Origin of the sequence: Anoxybacillus mongoliensis (assembly GCF_014201515.1) — a bacterium.
Classification (GTDB): domain Bacteria; phylum Bacillota; class Bacilli; order Bacillales; family Anoxybacillaceae; genus Anoxybacillus; species Anoxybacillus mongoliensis.
In genome coordinates this window covers 17,993-35,096 of record NZ_JACHEQ010000015.1, presented here as the reverse complement: position 1 = coordinate 35,096, position 17,104 = coordinate 17,993, and the positions used below count along the sequence as shown (strand labels likewise).

Genomic DNA, 17,104 nt, shown 5'->3' with positions numbered 1-17,104 from the left:
TTTCCCCCTATTCGATTTCAAGTAATACGTCCCCTTCGTTTACGAAATCTCCTTCCTGCACGCGGATCGCTTTAACAACTCCCCCCGCTTCCGTAGTAATGGGAATTTCCATTTTCATCGATTCTAAAATGACAACATCTTGTCCTTCTTCCACAACATCACCTACTTGAACGACAATCTTCCATACGTTTCCTGCCATCAATGCAACTACTTCATGCATGTGTTTTACCTCCTTTTTTGCTCAAGTACATATTCACAAAGTTTGTTGTCGTATGCCCTTGTTGAAATGCTTCATGCGTCAATACATCGATTAACATAGGAATGTTCGTTTTAATTCCTTCGACTTTGTATTCATGTAAAGCCGTAATCATATTGGCGATGGCCATTTGCCGATCGCCCCCTTTGACAATGCATTTGGCAATCATCGGATCGTAAAAAGGGGTAACGACCGAGCCACTTTGCACCGCAATTTCATGACGTATATGTTTCCCTCTTGGCAGTTGTAACGAGGTAATCGTCCCCGGTGAAGGGAAAAATGTATTCGGATCTTCAGCGTAAATCCGCACTTCAATCGCATGTCCTTCTCGCTTCACTTCAGTTTGTGTAAAAGATAGTGGCTCTCCTGAAGCAATGCGTAGTTGTTGTTCGACAATATCAATGCCTGTAATTTCTTCTGTTACTGGGTGCTCGACTTGCAAACGTGTATTCATTTCCAAAAAATAAAAGTTTTTTTGCTCATCTACGAGAAACTCGATCGTTCCTGCGTTCGTATATCCGATATGTTTTGCCGCTCGCACAGCTGCTTCTCCCATTTCCCGACGCGTCTCTTCATCTAAAAACGGTGAAGGGGCTTCTTCGACAACTTTTTGATGGCGGCGTTGGATGGAACATTCCCTTTCCCATAAATACACGCAGTTTCCGTATGCATCAGCTAACAGTTGAATTTCAATATGGCGTGGATTGTCGATATATTTTTCAACATACATCGCCCCATCTCCAAAGAAGGAAGCTGCACGACTTTTATTTCCTTCAAACGCTTTCCGCAGTTGCTCTTCATCATGAACGAGCTGCATGCCAATCCCCCCACCGCCTGCGGACGCTTTTAACATAACAGGATAGCCAATCTCGCTTGCTACGTTTGCTGCCTCATCAACATCGGCAAGCGGAAAGGAGATGCCGGGCACAATCGGCACTCCGGCTTCCGCCATCGTCTGTCGCGCTTCAATTTTGCTTCCCATTTTCGCAATCACATCAGGTTTTGGACCGATAAATACGATTCCTTCTTCTTCGCATCGCCGAGCAAACGTTGCATTTTCTGAAAGTAAGCCGTAACCTGGATGAATAGCTTCTGCCTTCGTTTCTTTGGCGATCGAAATAATTTTTTCGATATTTAAATAGCTCTCATTCACGCGTGCTTTTCCAACGACATACGCTTCATCCGCTTGCTTTACATGAAGCGAGTCGGCATCAGCTTCCGAATAAATGGCAACTGTCTGAATGCCAAGTTTTTGGCACGTGCGAATGATGCGCAACGCAATTTCTCCTCGGTTAGCGATAAGTACTTTTGAAAACATTTTCTTCCCCCTTACACGTTCTTTTTCTGCTTTACTCGTTCGCGCGCCCATTCGCGCAATTTAAATTTTTGAATTTTTCCTGATGCCGTCATCGGATACGATGTTGTAAATTCGATATATCGCGGAATTTTATGGCGCGATATATACCCTTCACAAAACGAACGAATGTCTTCTGCGGTCGCATGTTCTCCCTCTTTTAAAATGATCCACGCCATGACTTCTTCCCCATACGTTTCGTCTGGAACACCGACAACTTGCACATCGAGCACTTTCGGATGTTTATATAAAAACTCTTCGATTTCGCGCGGATAAATATTTTCTCCTCCGCGAATGATCATATCTTTTAACCTTCCTGTAATACGGCAGTAACCGTTTTCATCCATTACCGCTAAGTCGCCTGTATGCAACCATCCTTCTTCGTCAATGGCCTCGCGTGTTGCTGAAGGATTGTTGTAATATCCTTTCATCACATGATATCCGCGCGTACATAACTCTCCTTGCACACCAGGCGGCACTTCTTTATTTGTTGCTGGATCGACAATTTTCACTTCTACATGCGGAAGGGCGCGCCCGACTGTTTCCACCCGTAATTCAATTGGATCATCCGTACGCGTTTGTGTAATGACAGGAGAAGACTCTGTTTGTCCATAGGCGATCGTAATTTCTGTTGCCCCCATCTTTTCGATGACTGCTTTCATCACTTCAATCGGGCAGTTCGATCCAGCCATAATGCCTGTGCGTAAAGAAGATAAATGATATGACGCAAAATCTGGATCATTTAATTCAGCAATAAACATCGTTGGTACCCCATGAAGAGCTGTACATTTCTCATCTTGCACGGTTTGTAGCACTTGTTTCGGATGGAATTGCTCAAGCGGTACCATCGTTGCACCAACCGTTACGCAAGCAAGCGTACCGAGAACGCAACCAAAGCAATGAAAAAAAGGTACGGGAATACATAAACGATCTTCTTTTGTTAGCTTCATACATTCGGCAATGTAATACGCGTTATTGACAATGTTGTAATGTGTAAGCATGACGCCTTTTGGGAATCCTGTCGTTCCTGAGGTATATTGCATGTTGATGACATCGTGTGGATCGAGGGAATTCATTCGTGCATCAAGTGCTGCATCTTCGACATCTTCCGCCATGGCTAAGAGGTCATTCCATGAAAATGTTCCAGGATAACGTTGCTCACCTAATACGATAACGTTTCTTAGTTGTGGAAGTCGTGTCGCTTGTAGCTTTCCGGGTTCGCAATAAGCTAACTCAGGTGCAATCTCGTAAATGGTGTCAATATAAGAGGTATCGCGGTATTGTTCCATTAAAATAATCGTTGTGGCATCGGATTGTTTTAACAAATATTCGAGTTCTGCTGTGCGGTAGTTCGTATTTACCGTAACAAGTACCGCTCCCATTTTCCCTGTCGCAAACTGACATGCCAGCCACTCCGGTTTATTCGTTGCCCAAATGGCAATATGTTCCCCAGCTTCAACGCCAAGTTTCATTAATCCTTTCGCAACGAGGCGACAATAATCGTTAAATTGTCGATATGACCAGCGCAACTGACGGTCTGCGTACACAACTGCCTCATGAGCGGGATGCGCCAAAGCCTTTTGCTCAAGCAATTGTCCAACTGTAATATGAAGCATATGCCCCCTCCTTTAGCACCCTAATTGACGGGCAATGACGAGCCGTTGAATTTCTGACGTCCCTTCACCAATTTCCATCAACTTCATATCGCGAAGATGACGTTCGACACCGTATTCTTTCATATACCCGTATCCACCGTGAATTTGAATCGCTTGATTACAAATATGAAATCCTGTTTCAGAAGCAAATAATTTCGCATACGCCGCTTCTTTTGTAAACGGCTTGCCTTGATCTTTTAACCATGCCGCTTTGTACACCATATTGCGCGCGAGTTCAAGTTGCATCGCCATGTCGGCAAGTTTAAATTGAATCGCTTGAAACTTAGCGATCGGTTGACCAAACTGCTTTCGTTCCTTCGCATATTGAATCGCCTTTTCAAATGCAGCTTGCGCGATTCCGACAGCTAATGCAGCGATAGAAATGCGTCCGCCATCTAGCGTATATAAAAATTGCTTAAATCCTTTTTTCGGATCGCCTAATATATTTTCTTTCGGCACGCGCACATCTTGTAAAATAAGCTCGCACGTATTCGATGCACGAACGCCCATTTTGTCATAATGGCAGTTAATCGTAAACCCAGGCGCATCTGTTGGAACGATAAAAGCGGAAATAATATTTTTTCCTCGTTCATCTTTACCAGTGACAGCGGTTACAATGACTTGGCGGGCATAGCCTGCATTTGTAATCCAACATTTTTCGCCGTTAATGACGTATTCATCGCCATCTAAAAAAGCACGCGTTTGCGTTCCCCCTGCATCAGATCCTGCATTCGGTTCTGTCAATCCAAACGAACCGAACGTTTCACCTTTCGCCATCGGCACGAGCCATTTTTCTTTTTGTTCTTCTGTTCCGAAATAGTAAATCGGACTAGCACCGAGCGATACAGCGGCCGCATAACTTAACCCTGTTCCACCGCACGCTCGACCAATTTCTTCAACCGCAATCGCATACGAAATCGTATCTCCACCAGAGCCGCCATATTGTTCAGGAAACGGAATGCCAAACAGACCGAGCTCGCCCATTTTTTTAAACGTCTCAATTGGAAAAATCGCCTCCTCATCCCATTTCGACGCGTATGGGGCAATTTCCTTTTCCGCAAAATCACGAACCATTTCTTTAATCATTTGTTGTTCTTTCGTTAATTCAAAATGCATTTGCTTTTCCCCCTTTATAAAATGAAAGTATATGAAACCAACAAGCCTGTTTTTATTTCAAACCGACTAGTTGGTCTGTTCACCTTGCAAAAATCGTCATTCTTCGCCTACATGCGATAAAAGAAATGATGAAATATCTTCATCTCGCTTCGCTTCCTCTGTCAATAGCGAATGTAAAATTAAATCATTGAAAGCAGTAGCAATTTGCTCAATCGACATCGGTCCATCTGGTTTGTACCATTTATACATCCAGTTCACCATTCCAATAATTGATAAACCCGCCAATTCGATAGATATTTCTGAGCGAAATTCCTTTGCTTCAATGCCTTCCCGAAGTACTTGAAAAATAATTTGCTTATACTGCTCACGCTTTGCATTAATTTTTTCAGCGTATGCTGGCTTTAAATATGCCGCCTCTTGATTAAATACTGTAATGTGCGGTTTATATATATGAAAAACTCTCACAAATGAATGAATGATCGCACATAACCGCTTTGTTGGCGTCTTATATTTTACATATGCTTCTTGCGCTTTATTTAGCACATACGTAATAAATACATCGTGAATGTGGTAAAGCAATTCATCTTTCGACTTAAAATTATGATAAAATCCTCCTTTTGATGCCCCACATTCAGCAACAATTCGATCAACCGTCACTCCATGATACCCATATTTTTCGAACAACGTAAGCGCCGTCTCAATAATGCGATCTTTTAATTGCTTTTCAACCATACACATAAACTCCTTTTTGTTTGTATTTTAACACAATATTCTGAAAAAATTAATATTTTTTTGCAATTCTATTAGATAGTTTTAAAGGAAAAACAATAAAATTATTGAAATGTTTTACATATTCAAATATAATAATATTCAGAAAATTTTAAAAGGTGGCTGCAATGAATACGAACAAATACATCAATACTCTCACAACAATTCTTACACCCTATTTCAACATTTATCGGGATGAAAAGCTCGGCACATTGTCTTTACCTTTTTATGCGCATTATCACCGACGTGATGAGAAATATTTTATGACAAAAAAGTCTAAAATTTGGGCTGTTGAAAATGAGCAATTCATTTTTGTGTGGCAAAAAGAAAGTGTCGTGACAAAAGAAGACGTCATCCAATTCTCTCAAACATTTATCAATCATGTGCCGAACTACATATCCAACCATCAAGACCATATGTCAACCGTTTTCATTGGGGCAATTGTCGCACCAAATGCATGTGATGAAGCGATAAAGGAGGTGAAACGATTTCGTAAGCTACAATTTATTCGCTTCGGACTACACGGTTGGCTCGAGTGTTATATTGCTATCATCGCTTTAGACTCAAAACAATTATTTACTCACCGAAAAGCTAGGTCGTTTACACATGTTTTCGAAAAACCATTTGAGGAGGATGCGCGTTGAATTTATTAACGTTATTACTTGTTTGCGGAGTCATTTTAGTCATTGCCTATTTTACGTATGGACGCTTTCTCGAAAAGCAACTAAAAGTGGACCACAACCGTAAAACACCAGCATACGAAATGTATGATGGTATAGATTACGTACCAGCAAAAAAACCTGTTTTGCTTGGACATCATTTTGCTACAATCGCTGGAGGCGGACCGATCGTCGGGCCGATTACAGCTGCTGTGTTTGGTTGGCTTCCTGCTGTTTTATGGATTATGATCGGAAGCATTTTTATTGGCGGCGTTCACGATTATACGTCATTACAAGCTTCCATTCGTCATAAAGCACAATCAATTGGAACAATTATCAAACAATATATGGGAAGTCGTGGACAAGTGCTGTTTTTAACTTTCTCGATCGCAACGCTTATGCTCGTTGTCGGTGTATTTATTATTCTAGTTGCAAATACGTTTGTCGCTGTTCCACAAGCGGCTACAGCATCCGTTTTATTCCTTGGCATTGCGATTATTTTTGGCTTTTTTGTTAATCAAATGCGAATGAACTTATTTGTAGCTAGCGTACTTGGAGTTATTGCGATGCTTCTATCTGTATGGATTGGCATTCAATATCCACTTTCATTAAGTGCAACAACATGGTCACTTATTTTACTAGGTTACGCATACGCTGCATCGGTATTGCCTGTATGGATTTTGTTACAACCACGGGACTATTTAAACTCATTTCTTTTATACGGTATGATTGCTGGGGCTGCTGTTGGTATGATTATCGCGGCGCCAACTATTCAGTTCCCAGCGTTTACAGGTTTTTATCATGAAAAGCTCGGATTTTTGTTTCCGATTTTGTTCATTACAATCGCTTGTGGTGCTATTTCCGGCTTCCATTCGCTCGTTTCATCAGGAACGACCGCAAAACAGCTTGATAACGAGAAAAATGGAAAATTTATTGCCTATGGTGGCATGTTGTTAGAAAGCTTTTTAGCCATCATCTCTGTTGGAACGGTTGCATATTTAACACAAGCTGACTTCACAACTCGTATGAGTGAGCTTGGTGGACCAATCGGTACATTTTCTGCTGGTGTTGGTTATTTTATGTCCCATGTCGGCATCCCAGAAGCAACAGCAGTTACATTTACCGCACTGACAGCATCCGCTTTCTTATTAACAACATTAGATTCAGCAACGCGGTTAATGCGTTACGCTATTCAAGAGCTCGGTGAAGAGCGGACAAAAGCATTTAAAAATAACCACGTTGCCACAACAGTTGGTCTCATTGGTGCTGGGGCACTTGCGTTATCGGGAACATGGCAATCCGTTTGGCCGTTGTTCGGAGCAGCAAACCAAATGCTAGGGGCGCTTGCTTTGTTAGCTGTTTCCGCATGGCTCATGAAAATTGGTGCCAAATCATTTTATGTTGTCATTCCGATGGTGTTTATGCTCGTCGTGACCATTGCTGCCCTTTGCGTATTAATGTATCAAAACGCTTTAGCACAAAATTGGCTATTAGCTGGCTCCTCTTTCGTCCTATTCGTCTTATGCATTTTCTTAGCAATCGAAGGATGGAGTGCCATGACAAAAACAACAAAAAAAGAAATCGTCTCTTATCACCAATAAATCAAGCTAGCGCTCTTATCGCGCTAGCTTTATTTTCATATATGGTCGCAAAGTTGAAAATGGAATAAGAAATTCGCGAATGCCTGCGGCGTATGGGGCTATTTCATAAAGGCCGTAATAGACGACAATACCATCTTTCGTCATATAATAAGGTTGACCATTTGGCATCTTTTGCACAACAGCGATGGCGTTGTCAAAATACAAATCGTTTTCTTTTTTTATTTGAGCAATTACTTCATCTATGATCACTTGTTTATAGTTCGTTCCTTTTTTAAATAAATCGCTTAGTTGCAACGATTTCCCTGTATGGAAATCGAAATTGTTTGGCACTTTCACAGTCATGCCGTGCGCCCCACCTGTATAGCTATATAACGTAACAGGAATGCTTAAAATGCCACGTTGATTGTACGTCACTTCATAATTGCTGACTGCTGCATGCAATCGATATGGAAATCCTTCCTTTTTGCTTATTGCCATATTTTCTCGCGCTTGCTTTTCTACTTCACGCTTTAAATCAAGCGACTCCTTACGCAATAAGCGATTGACTTGGCGCTGGAAAGATTGGTTGATCGATCCGGATACGATCGGAATGTTGAAATCGACTTCCATCAGTTCATTTGTATATTTTATTTGCTTCGTTGTCACAGTAAGTGGGGGGCTGTACGCTGTCAATATAAATAACATCAACACCATCATCCATATGTTTCGTTGTTTAAGCAAAATTTTCACCTCGTTTGTTTTACCGAAAGTTTGCGTTCAAACAAACGAATTTATGCATTACTATCATTTCAACATTTGTTTCACTAACTCTCGATTTCGCTCCTTAAACGCTTCGTGATGTGAAGATACCATCGCATACGGATCGGCAGTGGGCTCAATGAAACGTTTCGCACTATTTACCGCATTCGCTGCGTCTTGGAAGGCACCTGTAAGTAAATATAACTTTCCATCATATTTTGAAATATCGCCAGCTGCATATAACCCCGGAACAGAACATTCTCCTTTTGCATTTGTCGCAATATAATATTCATCAACCATTTGAATGGGTAGTTCACTATTGGCAAGCAATGAAGCATCTCGTTCATACCCATGGCTAATAATGACATCATCTACATCGAGTTCCAACACATCGCCCGTCTCATGATTTGTCAGCACTACTCGCTCAATCGTTTCATGATTGCAACTAGCGATCAACTTTGTAATAGTCGTATGGAAAAAGCAGGTGGCTGAACTATTTAATAATTGCGTCACTGGCGCCTCATGTCCTTTTAACGATTCATTGCGATAAGTAACATATACTTTTTTCGCAATTGATACGAGCTCATTTGCCCAATCAATCGCTGTATTTCCCCCACCTGAAATGATCACCGTTTTCCCTTTAAACTGTTTTAACGATTTCACCGTATAGTGTAAATTTGTAATCTCAAACTTTTCGGCTCCTTCAATTTGAAGCTTTTGCGGTTTTAATATACCGCTTCCTACTGCAATAATGACCGTTTTCGATATATGTCGTTGACCAGATGATGTATGTAAAATGAATATGCCGTCTTCTCTTCGCTGAATCGTTTCAACTTTTTCATTTAATACAACGGTTGGATGAAAGGTAAGCGCTTGTTTAACAAGTTGCTCGCGTAATTTCTCTCCTGTAATCGGGGCATGCCCACCAACATCCCAAATCATTTTTTCTGGATACACATGCAATTTCCCACCTAATTGTGGTTGATATTCAATCAGTTTTGTCTTCATTTCCCGCAATCCACTATAAAACGTCGCGTACAGCCCCGCCGGACCGCCTCCAATAATCGTCACATCGTATAGTTGTTCCATCGGTATCACCTTTTAAATTTGATTATCATTCTCATTTAAATATACATCTTTTTTCAAACTTTTACAATGTAAAAAGACAGGCCAATGCCTGCCTACTTTTTTCCTGTATAAATGAAAATCGCATCACGAAGGAATTCCGCCATTCCCGATTGTTTTTGGTCGTAGTATGCTTTAAACCGCTCGTCGTCGACATACATTTGCGCCAATCCCGCATGCGCTTCTTTTGAGTAATGATCCCAAAAATATCCTAACCATTGACGATGCAAGTCCGCTGCTTTTTGCGCAAGCTCTCCTGCTGGGTCGCCCGTCAAAAACGCTTCATGCAATACGCGCAATACTTCTTCGCCGAGCTTTGTCGCTTCTTCGTATTGTGCTTGCGTCATATTTTTTACTTTTTCGTTTGATTTGTTCACTTGCTCATCGCCATACTTTTCCCGAATTTCTTTGCCATATTTTCGTTCATTTTCGTCAATAAGCTGCTGTTTAAACGCCTCAAACTTTTCTTTGTCGCTCATCATAATTCTCCCTTCTTTCGCTAGTATTGTTTTTTCGACATTGGCGATTAGCGCCTCTAACCGCCTCCGTTCTGCCAAGAGTTTTTCGCGATGCTGCCTCAACGCCTGTACGTCGTCAAATGACGGGGAGGTGATGATTTGCTTAATCGTTTCTAAATCAACCCCGAGCTCGCGATAAAACAAAATTTGCTGGAGCTGGTCTACCTCTTTCGGTCCGTATATACGATAACCCGATGCATTCACTCTCGCCGGTTTTAAAAGACCGATTTCATCATAATATCGTAGCGTCCGGCTCGTCACCCCCGCCAATTTCGCTAGTTGTTGCACCGTATATTCCATGCGCTCGCCTCCTGACAATTTCATAATAAACGTTGACGTAACGTCAATGTAAAGCAAAAAAAATAAAAAAATCTCGCCATAGGAGCGAGCATTATTTTACCAACCCATGTTTAAACGCATAAATGACCGCTTGCGTCCGGTCTTGCACGTCTAGTTTCGCTAAAATGTTGCTGACGTGGACTTTGACCGTTTTTAATGAAATAAACAACTCGTCGGCAATATCTTGGTTCGTTTTTCCTTGCGCCATTAACAATAACACTTCCATCTCGCGACTCGTCAGTTGTTCGTGTGGAAGCGATTGTTTCCGCACGCTGTTCATCATTTTTCCCATCACTTCTGGTTCAAATACCGATTGTCCATGAAACGTAGCGCGAATCGCATTCGCAATTTCGCTCGCTTTCGATGTTTTTAACATATAACTGACTGCCCCTGCTTCAATCGCTGGATATACTTTATCATCGTCTAAAAAACTTGTGACAATCATAATTTTCGCTTCCGGCCAAGCGCTTATAATTTGTTTCGTCGCTTCAATGCCGTCCATCGGCTCCATCACTAAATCCATTAAAATAATATCCGGGCGAAGCTGAAGGGCAAGTTCGACCCCTTTTTCCCCGCTTTCGGCTTCCCCGACGACTTCCATATCTGGCTGGGCAGATAAGTACGCGGAAACGCCAAGCCGCACCATTTCATGGTCATCAACAAGCAATATTTTAATCACACTACTCCCCCCTTACAAAAGCGGTACTTTCACTTCTAAGCGCGTCCCTTTATTTTTTACACTAACGATTTTTAACGTTCCACCGATTTCAACCGCTCGTTCGTACATATGTTGCAAGCCGTAAGAGCCGCTTTTTGTTCGTTCGACATCAAAGCCAACACCATCATCCGACACGCGCAAAAGGACAAACCCATCTCGTTCAAGCAACAACACTTCTAACATGTTCGCTTTTGCATGGCGAAGCGTATTGGACACCGATTCTTGCAAAATGCGAAATAAATGATCTTCTACCCCGCGGTCAAGCGTCACGTCTTCGATTTTCCATTTGATCTCCATCGGCACTTTTTGCGCCAGTTCCGTTAACAGTTCTCTCATTCCATCTTGAAGCGATTTTCCTTTCAGTTGAACGGGGCGCAAATGGAGCAATAATGCCCGCATTTCGAGCTGGGATTGGTGAATCATTTGTTCGATGAGCTTCAGCTGCTTTTTCGCTTGTTCGCTTCCTGTATACGTTTCCATCAGTGCAGACATCATCATCGATGCGGCAAATAGTTGTTGACTCACCGAGTCATGTAGCTCGCGCGCTAGACGGTTTCGTTCTTCTGAAATAATTCGCTCGATGAGTTCTTCTTCGTTTTCTACCTTTTCTGTCGCTAATTTTTGAGTACGTTTCGTTTGTTCGAGCCAATGTTTTTGCAGTTTCTCGATTCTTCGCCATACATCCTCGAGTTCTTTTGCCGTATGTTGAGGCGATAGCTCTGTATTTCCTTGTTCGATTTGAAACAACGCATGTTCAACCGCTCTCCATTGTTTTCTCCAAAACCAATCGAACGCAGCGCCAAACAAAAAACCAATTAGGCTGCTTGCCATAAACAAAAAAACGATAAACGGCACACCAAGCACCGTTTCGTCCCATAGTGCCGACCACTTCGCAGGTGGGAATGTGAGAACGTATGAAAGAAATAATATAACCGCAACGGTCAAAGCAAGAAGTAAGCCTCCAACAATATGCCGATTCATATCCGCTTCACCTCAACGTTTCCAATCGCCATCGAGGTGATGATTTTTAGCTTCTGTTCGGCAGTTTCATACGCTGGCGTTTGGTAAATAAACGTTTGGTTCCATAGCCGCTCCGTCTCTTTTGAAAACATAGACGCTGCCCCAAACAGCACGGAATGAACGACGCTTACTTCCATTTCGTACGGAACGAAAATGTGGACATTGCCAATCCAGCCACGAACGACGACGACCGCTTCCCCTTTCGGAACGACCGCATAGCTTAAATCAATCACTGTATCGCCAATGCCTGTTTGAATATTCACATCGCTCCATTCATACGCATGCTCCGGTGTTTTTTGCCGACCGAACAACATGTTTTGAAAAAGCGGTCGACGAAAAACGAGCTCTGTTTCCGCATCGTTTGTTTTCATCTCTGGACGAATAACGATAGGGCGTCGCTTTGACTGGGCAAACTGAATGATCACATAAAACAATAGGGCAACAAACAAAAACCTGACCGTCATCATCGTCAGCACATGGACAACAAGACCGATGCACCCAAGCCAAAAGGTAATTTTCCCAAGTTTCCGATGCCATTTTTTTCTCCCGATATAAATGAATCCTGCAGAAAAAAGAACAGAAAAAATAATGCCTGGATGAAAAAACGCAATTTCTAGCGCCAAAATTATGAACGCAAGAAGCACTACCCAACTAACATAGTCAGTCGTTTTTTTCTTATCCACGGGGCATCCCCCTTTCAACAATAACTCAATAAAACGAAAAAGGCGCAACAACGTACGCCTTTAGCATATATGTTTATTGCTCTTGCTGCAACCGCTTTTCCAATTCCGCGATGCGAGCGTCAATCGTATGGCGATAATAATCTGACTGCACTTGTTGCTCGAGGCGCTCTAAATATGACTCTGTATCCGCAAAAGCAGAAAGCGTCGGGCTTGTATATCCATCTAGCACTCGATTCATGCGATAATGCGCCCGTGCGATATTTTCTCGCCCCATCAGCTCCATGCGGCGCATATGCATATCTTTTAGTTGATGTTTCATTTGTTCATATTTTTTCTCTAGTTCCAATAGCTGTTCGTTTGTTTGCTCAAGCAATTGCTTTAATCTCGTCGCCCGCTCTTCGTACTGCATTTGCTCATGAGACGCAAACGTAAACAACTCTGACTCACCGGCTTTTGAGGCAATATCCGCTTGTTTCTTCCGTTTTTCCGCAAGCTGTATAGCTTCACGATATTCGCGTGTAAACTGCTCTTTCAGCAAGTATTGCCGTTCCAGCAGCTTCCGTACTTTTTCTACTTCTTGTTCGCATTGGCGTAAGTATTCATTTAGCACCGCAATCGGATTTTTCTTTTCTTTTTCGTCCAACCATTCATGAATATCTGCCGAAATCATCGTTTTCATGCGAGAAAGTAACCCCATTGTTCTTCGCTCCTTTAATAATGTTTTTGTAGTTCTGCCCATTGCTTTTCAAAATGAACGAACGGATCGTCAACGACTTGCACTACTTCTTTCGGTTCGTTCCATTTTTTATACACGACATACAGCACATACGCTGCGACGATAGCAATAAGCGCCGGCACATTCGACACGCTCACCATCAGCGCAGCCAAGCCAATGAGCGCCCAAACGATTTTGCCGAACGTCGAATCGGCTTTGAAAAACTTTTTGACCGCATAGTACAAAATCGCCAAGCTGATCGCTAACCCAACGAGCGGACCGAGGTGAAACATAAGCACGAGCACAGAAAGTCCACCTGCAAGCAATAACCCGATTTTTTTTAACATCCCTTTCGCCTCCTTCCTTGCTTTCATCTTACCGATTCTCATCTCTCTTCATCATGTCCTATAGCTATATTTTCGCCTACGACTCGAGGCGTATTTTTATAATGATGAAAGTCGTTTCAATTCTTATGCGAAGGAGGTATAATAACCATAAAATGAGAGTGGATGAAAATGCGAAAGTGCTGATTATCAAAAGAAATGGAAGCATCCCTTCATAACAAAGAGCCGCAATAAAACAAAGCGGCTCTTTCATTTGTTTGCGCTGTAACATTTAAATTCACTCCTTTCTCTTGAAAAAAACAAAAAGTTCGTTTATTCTGAATTTTATACAATAACATAATAAGTTCACGCAACAGGTGATTCACACATGTTGTGAATCTTAAAAGGGAAGTTTGGTGAAAATCCAACACGGTCGCGCCACTGTGATGCAGAGCTGTTTATCATCATCCACTGTTTCATTTGAAATGGGAAGGAGATAAGCAGCGATGAAGCTAAGTCAGGAGACCTGCCTGTTGTATGCACTTACGACCTACGCGTCATAGGGAGGAGTGAGGACATATGATCTTGAGGCACTTCATGTATCTCAATACGAGCTAGCTATGCCCTCCTTCTGTTGAAAGAGGGTTTTTTGCTTGATTGGGATATAAATAACTGGAGGTGCTTGCACATGTTCATCCGTAGTTCAAATGTAGGGTATCCGCGCATTGGTGAAAAAAGAGAATGGAAAAAAGCGTTAGAATCTTTTTGGAATGGGCAAATAGACAAAGATCAATTCACAAAAACAATGGAAACGATTCGACTGGATTCCATTCGTAAACAGCTTGAGAAAGGAATTGATCTCATTCCGATTGGAGATTTTTCTTTATACGACCACGTGTTAGATACAGCATTTATGTTTGGGTATATTCCAGAACGATTTCAACACATAGACAATCTGCTTGAGCAATATTTTGCGATGGCGCGTGGCACGAACGGACAACATGCGCTTGAAATGACGAAATGGTTTAATACAAATTACCATTACATCGTGCCTGAAATTGGACAAACAAAGCCAAGATTAGTAGAGAATCGCCTATTGAAAGAATACAACCTTGTAAAAGAAACATTCGATTTAGAAACAAAACCTGTGTTGCTTGGACCGATTACGTTTCTTTTGCTTTCTAAGCAATACGAGCGACACGAGTGGCGCAAACATCTCGCACAATTAGTTCCCGTTTATGTGGAATTGTTAAAACAACTAAGCGAAGCGGGCGTGTCATTCGTCCAAATCGATGAACCGATTCTCGTTCAAGATATAGATGATGACATCATCGATGCATTTCGTGATGTATATGAAGTTTTTCATCGCGATGTACCAAATATAAACCTTATTTTACAAACATATTTTGATAGCGTATCGCATTATCGTGAAATCGTTGCTTTACCTGTCGCAGGCATTGGGCTTGACTTTGTACATGGTAATGGCGAAAACATGAAAAACATAAACACCTATGGATTTCCGAAAGATAAAATATTAGTTGCTGGGATTGTAGACGGTCGCAATGTATGGAAAAGCTCGCTTGCACAAAAAGCGACGCTCCTTCACCATCTAGCAAACGTTGCCGAACAACTCATTATTCAACCGTCTTGCAGCTTACTGCATGTTCCTGTCACGACAAAACATGAACATACATTGCCGACGGAGCTTGCTGGGGCTTTATCATTTGCCGATGAAAAATTAGATGAGATACGTATGTTGACAGAGTATATGAACGGAAACGTAACGATCGACGAGCTAATCAAATACGATGAACAAACAAACGTTTATTTCGCCAAACTTCACCACGAACAAGAACAAACAACTGAAACTGTTCCGGTAAGCCGCGTGCCTTACAACGAACGACGAAAAGCACAACAAGCCCATTTACAACTTCCGCTTTTACCGACAACGACGATTGGAAGCTTCCCGCAAACGAGCAACGTGCGCCAAGCTCGAATGAAGTGGAAAAAAGGCGAATGGAACGACAATCAATATAAGTCGTTTATAAAAAAAGAAATCGCAAAATGGATCGACATTCAAGAGCAACTTCAGCTCGATGTGTTTGTCCATGGCGAATTCGAGCGCACAGACATGGTCGAGTTTTTTGGCGAAAAACTACAAGGCATGGCATGCACAACAAACGGCTGGGTGCAATCATACGGCTCGCGTTGTGTGCGTCCGCCAATTATTTTTGGAGATATTGCTCATTTATATCCAATGACTGTAGAAGAAACGGTGTATGCCCAATCGTTAACGAACAAACCTGTGAAAGGAATGTTAACAGGTCCTGTGACAATGTTAAACTGGTCGTTCGTTCGCGACGATATTTCACGCAAACATGTGCTGATGCAGCTCGCCCTCGCCATTCGTGAGGAAGTATTGCAGTTAGAAAAGGAAGGCATACGCATCATTCAAGTCGATGAGCCAGCGTTACGGGAAGGATTGCCGCTCAAAAAAGAGAAACATGCATCATATTGGGAAGATGCTGTTATGGCGTTTCGTCTCGCTACCTCATCGGTGAAAGAGGAAACGCAAATTCATACACATATGTGCTATTCACAATTTGAACATATGATGCATGTCATTGATGAACTTGATGCGGATGTCATCTCCATTGAATCGTCACGAAGCCATGGTGAACTTGTTTCTGTATTTGAAACATATGAGTATGAGAAGGGAATCGGATTAGGGGTGTATGACATTCATAGCCCACGCATTCCGACAAAAGAAGAACTAAGCGAACAAATCGAACGAGCACTTCGCGTTCTTCGTCCAGAACAATTTTGGGTCAATCCTGATTGCGGATTAAAAACTCGAAAAGAAGAAGAAACGATTGCCGCACTCAAAGCGATGGTGGAAGCCGCACACGAATACCGAGAGCGACTTTTGGCTTACGGAGGGATGAAGTCATGGAAGTGAGCGTCGAGCAGTCGAAAACGATTCAAACACGGCTCGTATTGCCTTCTGATACGAACCATCTCGGCACGATTTTTGGTGGTACTGTTTTAGCTTATATTGATGAAATTGCGGCAATATCCGCCATGCGCCATGCACGAAAAGCCGTCGTCACCGTTTCGATTGACAAAGTTGACTTTATTTCTTCTGCGAAAGTAGGCGATATTTTAAAACTTGAAGCATTCGTCTACTCGACCGGGCGCACATCCATGAAAGTATTCGTCAAAGTCGAAACAGAAGATTTATTTACAGGCGAACATCACTTAACAACCACATGCTTTTTAACAATGGTCGCCATCGATCAAAACAAAAAACCGACGCCTGTTCCAAAAGTCATCATCAGCGAACAGGAGGAACAAATCGTACAACTGTATCAGCAAAACAATAAGGTATAAATATTTATACCCATGGCGCTAGTTGAGAGCTAACGCCATGGGTTATATTCATTTGTTTATCTATGCCAATGCCGATAATATGAGAATAATAGTGATTATTTTGACGAACAGGCTCTTTCAGTCTAT

At 42.1% G+C, this 17,104-nt stretch carries 17 protein-coding genes and 1 riboswitch; of the genes, 4 read left to right on the top strand and 13 right to left on the bottom strand.

Annotation, left to right across the window (positions count from 1 at the left end; all coding sequences use genetic code 11):
- Nucleotides 1-7: 7 nt before the first annotated feature.
- The 5 genes from HNR43_RS11960 to HNR43_RS11940 form a co-directional block, all read right to left on the bottom strand.
- Complete coding sequence (locus HNR43_RS11960) at nucleotides 8-220, bottom strand: acetyl-CoA carboxylase biotin carboxyl carrier protein subunit (protein WP_183244150.1); 213 nt, start codon at nucleotides 218-220, stop codon at nucleotides 8-10.
- On the bottom strand, nucleotides 213-1,574 hold the full coding sequence (locus HNR43_RS11955; RefSeq protein WP_183244148.1) for an acetyl-CoA carboxylase biotin carboxylase subunit: 1,362 nt from the start codon (nucleotides 1,572-1,574) through the stop codon (nucleotides 213-215). Before HNR43_RS11955 ends, HNR43_RS11960 begins: the two co-directional genes overlap by 8 nt.
- 11 nt (nucleotides 1,575-1,585) lie before the next feature.
- Complete coding sequence (locus HNR43_RS11950) at nucleotides 1,586-3,226, bottom strand: AMP-binding protein (RefSeq protein ID WP_183244146.1); 1,641 nt, start codon at nucleotides 3,224-3,226, stop codon at nucleotides 1,586-1,588.
- Between the two features lie 12 nt (nucleotides 3,227-3,238).
- Nucleotides 3,239-4,381: an acyl-CoA dehydrogenase gene (locus HNR43_RS11945; RefSeq protein ID WP_183244144.1), complete on the bottom strand. Its 1,143-nt coding sequence runs from the start codon at nucleotides 4,379-4,381 to the stop codon at nucleotides 3,239-3,241.
- A 96-nt stretch (nucleotides 4,382-4,477) separates the two neighbouring features.
- Entirely contained in the window at nucleotides 4,478-5,113 is a 636-nt protein-coding gene (locus tag HNR43_RS11940) for a TetR/AcrR family transcriptional regulator (RefSeq protein WP_183244142.1), read from the bottom strand.
- 164 nt (nucleotides 5,114-5,277) lie between these two features.
- Between HNR43_RS11940 and HNR43_RS11935 the strand changes: the two genes are divergently transcribed.
- The gene (locus HNR43_RS11935; protein ID WP_183244141.1) at nucleotides 5,278-5,793 is read left to right on the top strand and encodes a DUF8052 family protein; all 516 of its coding nucleotides are present in this window, start codon (nucleotides 5,278-5,280) and stop codon (nucleotides 5,791-5,793) included.
- Nucleotides 5,790-7,409 carry a carbon starvation CstA family protein gene (locus HNR43_RS11930; protein ID WP_183244139.1) on the top strand — a complete coding sequence of 540 codons (1,620 nt, stop codon included), beginning with the start codon at nucleotides 5,790-5,792 and terminating at the stop codon, nucleotides 7,407-7,409. The genes HNR43_RS11935 and HNR43_RS11930 overlap by 4 nt, the downstream gene beginning before the upstream one ends.
- A gap of 15 nt (nucleotides 7,410-7,424) precedes the next feature.
- On the opposite strand, the gene HNR43_RS11925 is transcribed toward HNR43_RS11930, so the two are convergent.
- From HNR43_RS11925 to HNR43_RS11890, 8 genes are all read right to left on the bottom strand, one after another.
- Nucleotides 7,425-8,138 (bottom strand): DUF3298 and DUF4163 domain-containing protein, encoded by a 714-nt coding sequence (locus tag HNR43_RS11925; protein ID WP_343055780.1) that lies wholly within the window; start codon nucleotides 8,136-8,138, stop codon nucleotides 7,425-7,427.
- A gap of 54 nt (nucleotides 8,139-8,192) precedes the next feature.
- Entirely contained in the window at nucleotides 8,193-9,236 is a 1,044-nt protein-coding gene (locus tag HNR43_RS11920) for an NAD(P)/FAD-dependent oxidoreductase (protein ID WP_183244135.1), read from the bottom strand.
- 92 nt (nucleotides 9,237-9,328) lie between these two features.
- Nucleotides 9,329-10,090, bottom strand: coding sequence for a MerR family transcriptional regulator (locus tag HNR43_RS11915; RefSeq protein ID WP_246346317.1), 762 nt, complete (start codon nucleotides 10,088-10,090; stop codon nucleotides 9,329-9,331).
- Nucleotides 10,091-10,181: 91 nt separating this feature from the next.
- A complete protein-coding gene (locus HNR43_RS11910; protein WP_183244133.1) occupies nucleotides 10,182-10,808 on the bottom strand; it encodes a response regulator in 627 nt (208 codons plus the stop codon).
- Nucleotides 10,809-10,820: 12 nt separating this feature from the next.
- The gene (locus HNR43_RS11905; protein ID WP_183244131.1) at nucleotides 10,821-11,828 is read right to left on the bottom strand and encodes a sensor histidine kinase; all 1,008 of its coding nucleotides are present in this window, start codon (nucleotides 11,826-11,828) and stop codon (nucleotides 10,821-10,823) included.
- A complete protein-coding gene (gene liaF, locus HNR43_RS11900; RefSeq protein WP_343055779.1) occupies nucleotides 11,825-12,550 on the bottom strand; it encodes a cell wall-active antibiotics response protein LiaF in 726 nt (241 codons plus the stop codon). The genes HNR43_RS11905 and liaF overlap by 4 nt, the downstream gene beginning before the upstream one ends.
- 73 nt (nucleotides 12,551-12,623) lie before the next feature.
- Complete coding sequence (locus HNR43_RS11895; protein WP_183185875.1) at nucleotides 12,624-13,247, bottom strand: PspA/IM30 family protein; 624 nt, start codon at nucleotides 13,245-13,247, stop codon at nucleotides 12,624-12,626.
- 14 nt (nucleotides 13,248-13,261) lie between these two features.
- Entirely contained in the window at nucleotides 13,262-13,612 is a 351-nt protein-coding gene (locus HNR43_RS11890) for a lmo0954 family membrane protein (protein ID WP_183244127.1), read from the bottom strand.
- Nucleotides 13,613-13,946: 334 nt separating this feature from the next.
- Nucleotides 13,947-14,136: riboswitch (cobalamin riboswitch) on the top strand.
- Between the two features lie 140 nt (nucleotides 14,137-14,276).
- Here HNR43_RS11890 and metE point away from each other — a divergent pair.
- Together metE and HNR43_RS11880 are read left to right on the top strand one after the other, a co-directional pair.
- Nucleotides 14,277-16,547, top strand: coding sequence for a 5-methyltetrahydropteroyltriglutamate--homocysteine S-methyltransferase (metE, locus tag HNR43_RS11885; RefSeq protein ID WP_183244125.1), 2,271 nt, complete (start codon nucleotides 14,277-14,279; stop codon nucleotides 16,545-16,547).
- The gene (locus HNR43_RS11880) at nucleotides 16,538-16,978 is read left to right on the top strand and encodes an acyl-CoA thioesterase (protein ID WP_035046489.1); all 441 of its coding nucleotides are present in this window, start codon (nucleotides 16,538-16,540) and stop codon (nucleotides 16,976-16,978) included. Before metE ends, HNR43_RS11880 begins: the two co-directional genes overlap by 10 nt.
- Nucleotides 16,979-17,104 lie beyond the last annotated feature (126 nt).

Coding starts and splice junctions, on each gene's coding strand:
- HNR43_RS11905 (WP_183244131.1), bottom strand. CDS start 11,828: ATGAATCGGCATATTGTTGGAGGCTTACTTCTTGCTTTGACCGTTGCG.
- HNR43_RS11935 (WP_183244141.1), top strand. CDS start 5,278: ATGAATACGAACAAATACATCAATACTCTCACAACAATTCTTACACCC.
- HNR43_RS11895 (WP_183185875.1), bottom strand. CDS start 13,247: ATGGGGTTACTTTCTCGCATGAAAACGATGATTTCGGCAGATATTCAT.
- HNR43_RS11960 (WP_183244150.1), bottom strand. CDS start 220: ATGCATGAAGTAGTTGCATTGATGGCAGGAAACGTATGGAAGATTGTC.
- HNR43_RS11955 (WP_183244148.1), bottom strand. CDS start 1,574: ATGTTTTCAAAAGTACTTATCGCTAACCGAGGAGAAATTGCGTTGCGC.
- HNR43_RS11950 (WP_183244146.1), bottom strand. CDS start 3,226: ATGCTTCATATTACAGTTGGACAATTGCTTGAGCAAAAGGCTTTGGCG.
- metE (WP_183244125.1), top strand. CDS start 14,277: ATGTTCATCCGTAGTTCAAATGTAGGGTATCCGCGCATTGGTGAAAAA.
- HNR43_RS11920 (WP_183244135.1), bottom strand. CDS start 9,236: ATGGAACAACTATACGATGTGACGATTATTGGAGGCGGTCCGGCGGGG.
- HNR43_RS11940 (WP_183244142.1), bottom strand. CDS start 5,113: ATGGTTGAAAAGCAATTAAAAGATCGCATTATTGAGACGGCGCTTACG.
- HNR43_RS11915 (WP_246346317.1), bottom strand. CDS start 10,090: ATGGAATATACGGTGCAACAACTAGCGAAATTGGCGGGGGTGACGAGC.
- HNR43_RS11890 (WP_183244127.1), bottom strand. CDS start 13,612: ATGTTAAAAAAAATCGGGTTATTGCTTGCAGGTGGACTTTCTGTGCTC.
- HNR43_RS11880 (WP_035046489.1), top strand. CDS start 16,538: ATGGAAGTGAGCGTCGAGCAGTCGAAAACGATTCAAACACGGCTCGTA.
- HNR43_RS11945 (WP_183244144.1), bottom strand. CDS start 4,381: ATGCATTTTGAATTAACGAAAGAACAACAAATGATTAAAGAAATGGTT.